This is a genomic window from Nocardia sp. NPDC004711 (genome assembly GCF_053601595.1).
The window spans coordinates 99,724-107,084 of sequence record NZ_JBSGCB010000035.1; the positions used below are offsets into that span (position 1 = coordinate 99,724).

10 protein-coding genes and 1 pseudogene are annotated in these 7,361 nt (G+C 67.3%); 8 read left to right on the top strand and 3 right to left on the bottom strand.

The window, feature by feature from the left end; genetic code table 11:
• Positions 1-320: 320 nt before the first annotated feature.
• The 8 genes and pseudogenes from ACWEKS_RS31510 to ACWEKS_RS31545 all read left to right on the top strand — a co-directional run bounded on the left by ACWEKS_RS31510 (position 321) and on the right by ACWEKS_RS31545 (position 4,900).
• Entirely contained in the window at positions 321-1,355 is a 1,035-nt protein-coding gene (locus ACWEKS_RS31510) for a hypothetical protein (RefSeq protein WP_452343467.1), read from the top strand.
• Positions 1,256-1,777, top strand: a complete 522-nt coding sequence (locus tag ACWEKS_RS31515; RefSeq protein WP_452343466.1) for a transposase — start codon at positions 1,256-1,258, stop codon at positions 1,775-1,777. Before ACWEKS_RS31510 ends, ACWEKS_RS31515 begins: the two co-directional genes overlap by 100 nt.
• 157 nt (positions 1,778-1,934) lie before the next feature.
• Positions 1,935-2,192: a FitA-like ribbon-helix-helix domain-containing protein gene (locus ACWEKS_RS31520; RefSeq protein ID WP_452343453.1), complete on the top strand. Its 258-nt coding sequence runs from the start codon at positions 1,935-1,937 to the stop codon at positions 2,190-2,192.
• Positions 2,192-2,623, top strand: coding sequence for a PIN domain-containing protein (locus ACWEKS_RS31525; protein WP_452343454.1), 432 nt, complete (start codon positions 2,192-2,194; stop codon positions 2,621-2,623). The genes ACWEKS_RS31520 and ACWEKS_RS31525 overlap by 1 nt, the downstream gene beginning before the upstream one ends.
• A complete protein-coding gene (locus tag ACWEKS_RS31530; RefSeq protein ID WP_452343455.1) occupies positions 2,620-2,802 on the top strand; it encodes a hypothetical protein in 183 nt (60 codons plus the stop codon). Before ACWEKS_RS31525 ends, ACWEKS_RS31530 begins: the two co-directional genes overlap by 4 nt.
• Before the next feature lie 413 nt (positions 2,803-3,215).
• Positions 3,216-3,434, top strand: a pseudogene (locus ACWEKS_RS31535) (hypothetical protein); the annotation flags it as partial.
• 582 nt (positions 3,435-4,016) lie between these two features.
• Complete coding sequence (locus ACWEKS_RS31540) at positions 4,017-4,394, top strand: hypothetical protein (RefSeq protein ID WP_452343456.1); 378 nt, start codon at positions 4,017-4,019, stop codon at positions 4,392-4,394.
• A 170-nt stretch (positions 4,395-4,564) separates the two neighbouring features.
• Complete coding sequence (locus ACWEKS_RS31545) at positions 4,565-4,900, top strand: hypothetical protein (RefSeq protein WP_452343457.1); 336 nt, start codon at positions 4,565-4,567, stop codon at positions 4,898-4,900.
• A 44-nt stretch (positions 4,901-4,944) separates the two neighbouring features.
• Here the strand turns inward: ACWEKS_RS31545 and ACWEKS_RS31550 are convergent, their stop codons facing one another.
• From ACWEKS_RS31550 to ACWEKS_RS31560, 3 genes are all read right to left on the bottom strand, one after another.
• Entirely contained in the window at positions 4,945-5,079 is a 135-nt protein-coding gene (locus ACWEKS_RS31550; RefSeq protein WP_452343458.1) for a hypothetical protein, read from the bottom strand.
• Between the two features lie 4 nt (positions 5,080-5,083).
• Entirely contained in the window at positions 5,084-5,842 is a 759-nt protein-coding gene (locus ACWEKS_RS31555) for a hypothetical protein (RefSeq protein ID WP_452343459.1), read from the bottom strand.
• A 449-nt stretch (positions 5,843-6,291) separates the two neighbouring features.
• Positions 6,292-7,047 (bottom strand): hypothetical protein, encoded by a 756-nt coding sequence (locus tag ACWEKS_RS31560; protein ID WP_452343460.1) that lies wholly within the window; start codon positions 7,045-7,047, stop codon positions 6,292-6,294.
• Between the last annotated feature and the right edge of the window lie 314 nt (positions 7,048-7,361).

The following is a 7,361-nucleotide window of genomic DNA, read 5'->3' on the forward strand; positions in this document are numbered from 1 at the left end:
CGGAACCTTCCACATCGAAGGGTCGCAACACAGGGCGACGCGACAACAACACAGGACGGGTAGCGCCCCTATTGCCCACGTGGCTGAGCCCGCCTAGCTTGACTCTGTCGGTGATGTTGGAATTCGGCATGTCGCGGCTGGCGGGTTGCCACACTGCGAGGCGTGAAAAGCGCTGCGCCCTCGAAGGATCAGGTGAATGTCACTCGGAGCAGGACCGGCCACGACGGTCCCGCCGCTGACGGCGCGGGTGGCCCGCGCCAGCAATCCCCGCGGCACCACGGCGATGTGGATACGTGATCGGCTCGAAAGCCTGTGGAGCAATGAGGATTTCGCCGACTGGTATCCGCGCGACGGCCGGCCCGGTCTGTCCCCGGCCCAGCTGGCCACCGTGTGCCTGCTGCAGTACGTGCTGGCTCACCGAAGACGACCGCGCCGACCGGCTGCTCGATCTGGCTCTGGCCCGACTCACCGAGGCCGGGCTGGTGCGCGAACGCACCACCGCGCGCACCGACTCCACCCACATCCTGGCCGCAGTGCGCGACCTGACCCGGCTCGAACTGATCACCGAGGCCGTCCGCGCCGCACTCGAAGAACTCGCCCGCACTGCTCCGTATCTGGCAGCCGGCCTGGTCGACGAGGAATGGGGACGCCGCTACGGCCGTCCAGTTCGCCTGGGCAAGAACCCAACTCGGCCCAAGACCAGGATCCTCACCGCCGGCGGGGACACTGGCAAGCTACTCGAGCACCTGCGAGAACACGGACTCGACCACCTGTCCGGTCCTCGGGTCCAGGCCCTGCGACAGATCGTTGTGCAGAACTACTACCGCGACGAGAAGGGGCGTCTGCGCTGGCGCACCGACGATGACGGCGGTCTGCCGTCCTCGTCGGTGGCGATCGTCTCTCCCTACGACACCTCGGCCCGTTACGCGCGTCGAGGCCAGGTCACCCGGTGGAAGGGGTTCTTGGTCCATCTGACCGAAACCTGCGCGGCCGAGGGCGCCAACGTGATCACCGATGTGGTCACCACCCCGGCTACCACCACCAACGAAGCCCAGGCCCTTCCCGGAATCCACACCCGCCTGCGGCGCCGCGGGCTGCTGCCGGCCGAGCACCTGGTCGACGGCGGCTACACCTCCCTGGTCCACGTCGCGCGGGCGGACCGCGAACACAAGGTCACCGTCACCGGCCCACTGCCGGGCAACCCCACCCGCCCCCCACCGCGACAACGACGGCTTCGGCCGAGACGACTCCCCACATCGACTTCGACCGCCGACAGGTCACCTGTCCTCGCGGCCAGGCCAGCCAGGGCTGGCACGGCCCCTACCCGACGTCGTCTCCGACCGCCGCCCCACTGATCGTGGCCCGGTTCACCAACCCCCAGTGCCAGCCATGCCCGGCCCGCAGCCAATGCACCACCTCCCGCGACAGCGCACGCAACGTGGGATTTCCCCCGCGAGAACTACTCGACCTGCACGTTCGAACCCGCGACGAGCAACAGAGCCCGGCCTGGCGGCAGCGGTATGCCGTGCGTTCCGGCATCGAGGGCACCGTCTGCGAATTCGCGAACGGGCACGGCACGCGGCAATGCCGCTACCGCGGCCAGACCAAGACCCACGTCCAGCACGTCCTCACCGCCATCGCCGTGAACATCGAACGCCTCAGCGCAGGACTACTACCGGACGAGCCGTTTCCGCCCCGACCACCAACGGCCTTCCAAAACTACTTGGACCACAAGCGAATTCCCCGACCACGGTCCTGGCGAGCTGCCGGCAGTTGATCTCGCAGTTTCCAAGATCACCGACAGAGTCAAGCTGGAAGCATCGTTGTAGGGGGCCGGACTCGCCGAGGTGGCCAGGCTGCGAAGTTCGCCATACGCTTGACATCAATGGAGTCATTGACGCCAATAGCGTCATTTTGAGAGGTGGTGAACCACTATGGCGAGACTGACTGTGCGCGATCTACCCGACGACGTACGCGAGCGACTGCGCTTGCGCGCGGCCGCCAACGGCCGCAGCACCGAGGCCGAGGTACGTGCGATCCTGACCGAGGCCGTTACACCCGCGCTACCCGATGACATCAAACTCGGTTCGTTGCTGGTGGAGATCGGGCGCGATTTCGAACTCACCGACGAGGAATACGAGTTGATCAACACCCGCGACCACGACGACGCCACACCCTTGGAGTTCGACTAGTGATCGTTCTCGACACCAACGTCATATCCGAGACCATGCGCAAGGCCCCGAGCCCGCACGTGGCCGCATGGCTTGACGCCAACCCCTTTCGCACCCTGTACATTTCGGCAATCACCGTCGCCGAGCTCCGATACGGCCTGGCAATCATGCCCGCCGGTGCGCGACGCGACCGAATGCGCGAACGGTTCGAAACCCGAATCCTGCCACTGTTCGCCGGGCGCGTGCTGGCATTCGACCTGGCCGACGCCGACGCCTACGCCGAACTCATGGCGACCGCCCGCGCCACCGGAATCACCATCGGCCGATCCCACGGCTACATAGCCGCCGCCGCCAAAGCCGCCGGAATGAGCATCGCCACCCGTGACGCCGCATTCGAAGCCACCGGCGTGCCCGTCATCAACCCGTGGCAGACGGAAGGATTCCAGCGATGATGTACCGACCACCCCAAGACAGCTGTTTCATGAACGCTGCTGCCAGCCTCCACGATGCCCGCATAGGTGCGATGGCCGAAGCACTCAACTGGCTAAATCGCGAGTGGGAGCCGCCAGCGAGCCCGATCGAGCGACCCGCCGCTGCCCGCACCATCGCGTTGCAGAAGATCACCAAATGAGCACCCCGACCGGCGGGGCCGGGCTCGCGCTGGATCTGAGCTGGGCTGCGCTCGACTCCGGCGGTGGTGCTCGAGGACCGTGGCATGGATACCGTGGCGATCTATCAGGCGGTGATCTGGGCCGGCGCGAATGCTCCCGCCGCGCGACGAGAGCGCCGCTACAGCAGGCCATGGAAGTCCCAATGCCAGATGATGATTCAGCTCGCCTTAGCGGTCCGTGATGCCGATGGCCGCGACCTGGTCGCCATCGACTCGCTCGAGGATCTGCAGTACGACAGCCGCCAAGTCCGTGAGATCTTACAACACGCCAGCCTGCTCGATGTCTCGCCGACCCATTCACCGCCGCTGGCGGGATCAGCTCCGACGCGGCGGCTCACTGCGCCGCGATGTCCACGAACAGGCCGTCACCGCGCGGAGTGGCGGGTGGCGCGGTCGGGTGCGCTCTCGGTGGCATCGCCGACGCCACCGCCGCCGCCACGATCGTGGGCATGTTCGGGCCCTTCGTTCCCGCCGCCGTCGTCGGCTGCCTGGGTAGCATCGTTGCCGTGGGAGCCCTGGCCGGGCAACTATTGGTGACCGCACCGGTAACGGTAATCGCCGCTGTCCAGTATTTCACCATCCTCACCAGCCCTTCCCGGCGAGTTCTCCCGAGTAAGCCAATCAGCGTCATCCGAAACGCACCGCGGTGTACCGGGTGGCCGCGCCGATTCTTTTCGAGGCGGGCGCGGCCATCCACCGGCTCGAATACCCCGCGCCACTCAACGGCGAGTAGGTCCTTCCGGGCGCAATGGCACTGCCCATTTGCTTGGTTCGCAGTGGAACTTCAGTGGTCCGGTGGGATAGCGGATGGGAGGTATGGCTGGCATGCACGTGGCCGCGCGACGACGCCACACCGATCAGTGGACCTGAGCTGGCGTCGAAATCACCTACACCTGCCGTAGCTGCGGCAACACCGGCGAGCTTTCCACGACCAGCAATGCGCCCGCTGCGTGTTGACCGCCCAGTCGACGCTCTCCTCGCAAAGCCGGACGCGACGATCCCCACGCACATCGAACCCGTTCGGCGGCCGCCGACGAACCGATCACCCACCACTGGCTCGACACCCGCGCGGCAACACCGGCCAGCGACCACATTCGCGAACTGCTGATCACCGCGGGCATCCTGCCGATCCACAACGAATACATCGACGCCATCCCCACTTGGGCAGACCCCTATTGGCCAACACCCCAGCGCACCACCAGCAGCTGCTCCCGCCGTTCGTCCACCGGTATCTGCTACGTCGGGCCCGCCGCCGCGGCAGCCACAGCCGAAGTTCCGCCGATCACCTCCGCTCCCGCCTCCGGCGGGCCATGGAACTGCTCGCCCGGACCGACGAACACCACCTCACCATCGACACCCTCACCCAGGACGACTTCGAGCAATGGCTATCCGAAGGCGCCACCACCCGCCACCACATCGACGCCTTCGTCAACCGGGCCAACACCCGCAGCCTGCTCGCCGACATCAGCGTCCCCCGGCGCCGGAGCCGCGAACCAGCCCGCGCCCTCCTGGACGCCGACAGACGAGACCAACTGCGACGCTGCCTCACTTGACACCACCCTGCCCTCGCCGATCCGCATCGGCGACGCACTGACCCTGCTGTTCAGACTCCAGGGAAACCCGCATCGCTCACCTCACCCGCGCCAACCCCCACAACGACGGCAACCACGTCACCCTCGCAATCGAGGACCACCAGCTCGAACGCCCACCCAAACTCGCCGACATGCTCCGCGACCTACGCCACCAACCCACCAGCTACTGGCCACTCAACCGCGCAGCCGGCACGTCGACCCGGCTGTTTCCCGGCCCCTACCCCTCGCGGCCGATGGCACAGACCAACTTCCGCGGCATGCTCGCCCAGCACGGCATCACCGTCCGTGACGCCCGCAACAGCGCCCGCTACGCCCTGGCCAGCCAACTCCCCGCCTCGGTCCTGGCCGACCTCACCGGCACAAGCATCAGCAACGCCGTCGAGTCGACAAACTGGGCCAAACGCAACTGGCTCGACCACGTCGCCACCCCAGCCCAAGACCAGGTGAATACCGCACCGATCAAATAACTGCACTACACCGGTTGTTAAGGCGGGGCCCCGCCACCCTGGGCCTACCAGCCCAGATCAGGCCACCCGCACCCACCCGCCACGCCCTCGAACATGAGCAGCCGCGTCGCGCCCGCCGTCTTGCGCAGCCGCCACACGTGACAGCGCTGCCACCGCGACCCACCCGCCGGCGTCGGCACCCCCTCACGATTGAAAACGGCACTGATCACCGAATCGGAGTGCCCCGCGACATCCAGGGCCACCACGCGCGCCAGCACCTCGGGCGGACACAGCATCGGCCTGCCCACGCCCCCACCGGCGACCCCACTTCAGCAACGCCGCCAGCACGTCACCCAGCACCCGCCGGGCATGCACGGCGCGGTCGGGCGCGGCGAACAGCGACACCAGCAGCACCGCGTACGCCAGCGTCGCCACCGGCAGCGACATCATCACGAACACGAACACCAAGCACTCGGGACTTGGCATCAGGAGAAAGATAATGTCCCACGCTAATCCTTCCAGCGCGTCAGCGCGGGATAGCGTGCGGCACAACAGTTTCAGGCGCACCAATCCCGCAGTTCGACAGGAAATCAAGGTCGAACTGCGGAAATTCGGGCCACGCGTCGGGCGGCCGAGGGCGACGAACAACTGGCCGGCAGACTCCGAGCTCCCCGCATCATGCCGACGCTCACACACCAACGCCAGCACCCAATCCCTGGAGCGCACCGCCGCGGCCGCCAGCCACCGATGACGATCCGCATCAAGGCGCTCATCCAGACCGGCGAGCAGACTGGGCTGGTCCGGATCCACGAAATCGGACAACCACCAGCCGGCCTCGGTCCGGCGACGACTGAGAATCTCGTTGGCCATCGCGTGCAGATAATCGCCGGGCAACCCGATCCGGGAGATCTCCGAGCGGGCGATCTCCGAAACCCGAGCACTCACCGAGCCGAACGCGTCCACAACCGGGCGCTACCGCTGTATGTGCACCACGCTGGCCAGCACGGAATCCAACCACCGTCCGCGAGTCAGCCAGCGTCATGAACGCCCGCTGCGTGCAACGCTGCCACCATGAACGGGACAGCGCCGCGGGCAGCCGACATCGACATTTGTCGATGCAGCGAATCCCCGGCGTTATCCACGCATCCGAGAACACGGGCATGCCGAAACCGGTCGTATGTTCGGCGAATCCGCGGCAGACCAGGACCGGCGGCCCAGCGAGCGGGCCCGTGCCCAGCACGGCTTCAACCACAAATGCCTTGAGCTGCCGCGACACCGAGCCCTCCCGCCGACCCGCAGCTCCCGCAGGCTCACCTCACAGCCAGCATGCGCCGAAGGTGGCCACACCCGCAGTGTCAGTGCCAGACCACACCAGGGCACCGACTGCCAGCGAGTGTTGCCCGCAGCCCGGCTCAGATGTCGATGAACTCGCGGCGCACGCCCGGCGCGGGCGGCCGCGCCTGCCCGGGATACAGGCCAAGGCCTGGAACGAGCGCATCGATCTCACTGCGGCTCAACGCATCCGAGACCGGAGCGAGGCTGAGCGTGCCGCCGGGCAGCTCGACCCATTCCCCGGCCGGGTCCAACGCACGAACCCGCACCACCTCGCCTTCGAGTACGTAGACCACCGCGCGCAGCTGCGCGCGCCGGGGCAGCGGGATCGCGGTCGGGCCCGCGGACAGGCGACGATCCATCTCCCAGTCCGGATCCGGTGACGCGGCGAATTCGTCCCGCCACGCCTGCACCGCCCGGCGGCTGCGGTACATGACCAGCACCTGATCGGCGGCCGCAGGCTCCGATGCGTCCGGATCGGGCAATCCCAGCAGCGGGAACGCTTGCCGCGCCCACCGCGCGGGCGCGATCATCGCCCGCAACCGGCCCCGCGCCGACGCCGCCACATGCCGCCCGGCGGTCAGCGTCTCGTGCAAGGCCGCGAGCTTGGCCGGGACGTCGGTGGCCGCCCACTGCTCACACTCGGTGTCGGGAACCACCAGGTGCTCGTCCTCGCGTTGCGCGCTCGCCCATGCCTCCGGCGACATCATCACCGCGCCTGGTGCCCCGTCCCACGTCACGACCACGAACCCGTGGCTGGCGGCGTGCTTGGACAACGGCGAGAACTGCTTTTGCATCTGCTTGGTCGTCACCGTCGTCACCACATCCGCGGTCATGAGCGGGCGCGCTCCTTCGTTCCCGGGCCCCGCTCGAGCCTGCAGACAAGCCCGGGGAACCGAATTCCTGAAAACAAACAGCGCCATCGTATTCGGATTCCAGCCGAACACCGGAATTCGAGAAGACGCAGCGCAACCAATTCCGCGGCGCCCGAGCGGAGGGAACAACCAGCACGCCCCACCGTCGCATCCCCCGCCCCGGGTCGGCGCGTGGCGGGCCGCCTCCAACCTTCGAATGGTGACGGCTCAGCGAACCATTCGTAACCGTAGTGAGTCCAGTCGTGGATTCCTGACAGTGACTTGCACCTCATTGC

Coding starts and splice junctions, on each gene's coding strand:
- ACWEKS_RS31510 (WP_452343467.1), top strand. CDS start 321: ATGAGGATTTCGCCGACTGGTATCCGCGCGACGGCCGGCCCGGTCTGT.
- ACWEKS_RS31520 (WP_452343453.1), top strand. CDS start 1,935: ATGGCGAGACTGACTGTGCGCGATCTACCCGACGACGTACGCGAGCGA.
- ACWEKS_RS31530 (WP_452343455.1), top strand. CDS start 2,620: ATGATGTACCGACCACCCCAAGACAGCTGTTTCATGAACGCTGCTGCC.
- ACWEKS_RS31545 (WP_452343457.1), top strand. CDS start 4,565: ATGCTCCGCGACCTACGCCACCAACCCACCAGCTACTGGCCACTCAAC.
- ACWEKS_RS31560 (WP_452343460.1), bottom strand. CDS start 7,047: ATGACCGCGGATGTGGTGACGACGGTGACGACCAAGCAGATGCAAAAG.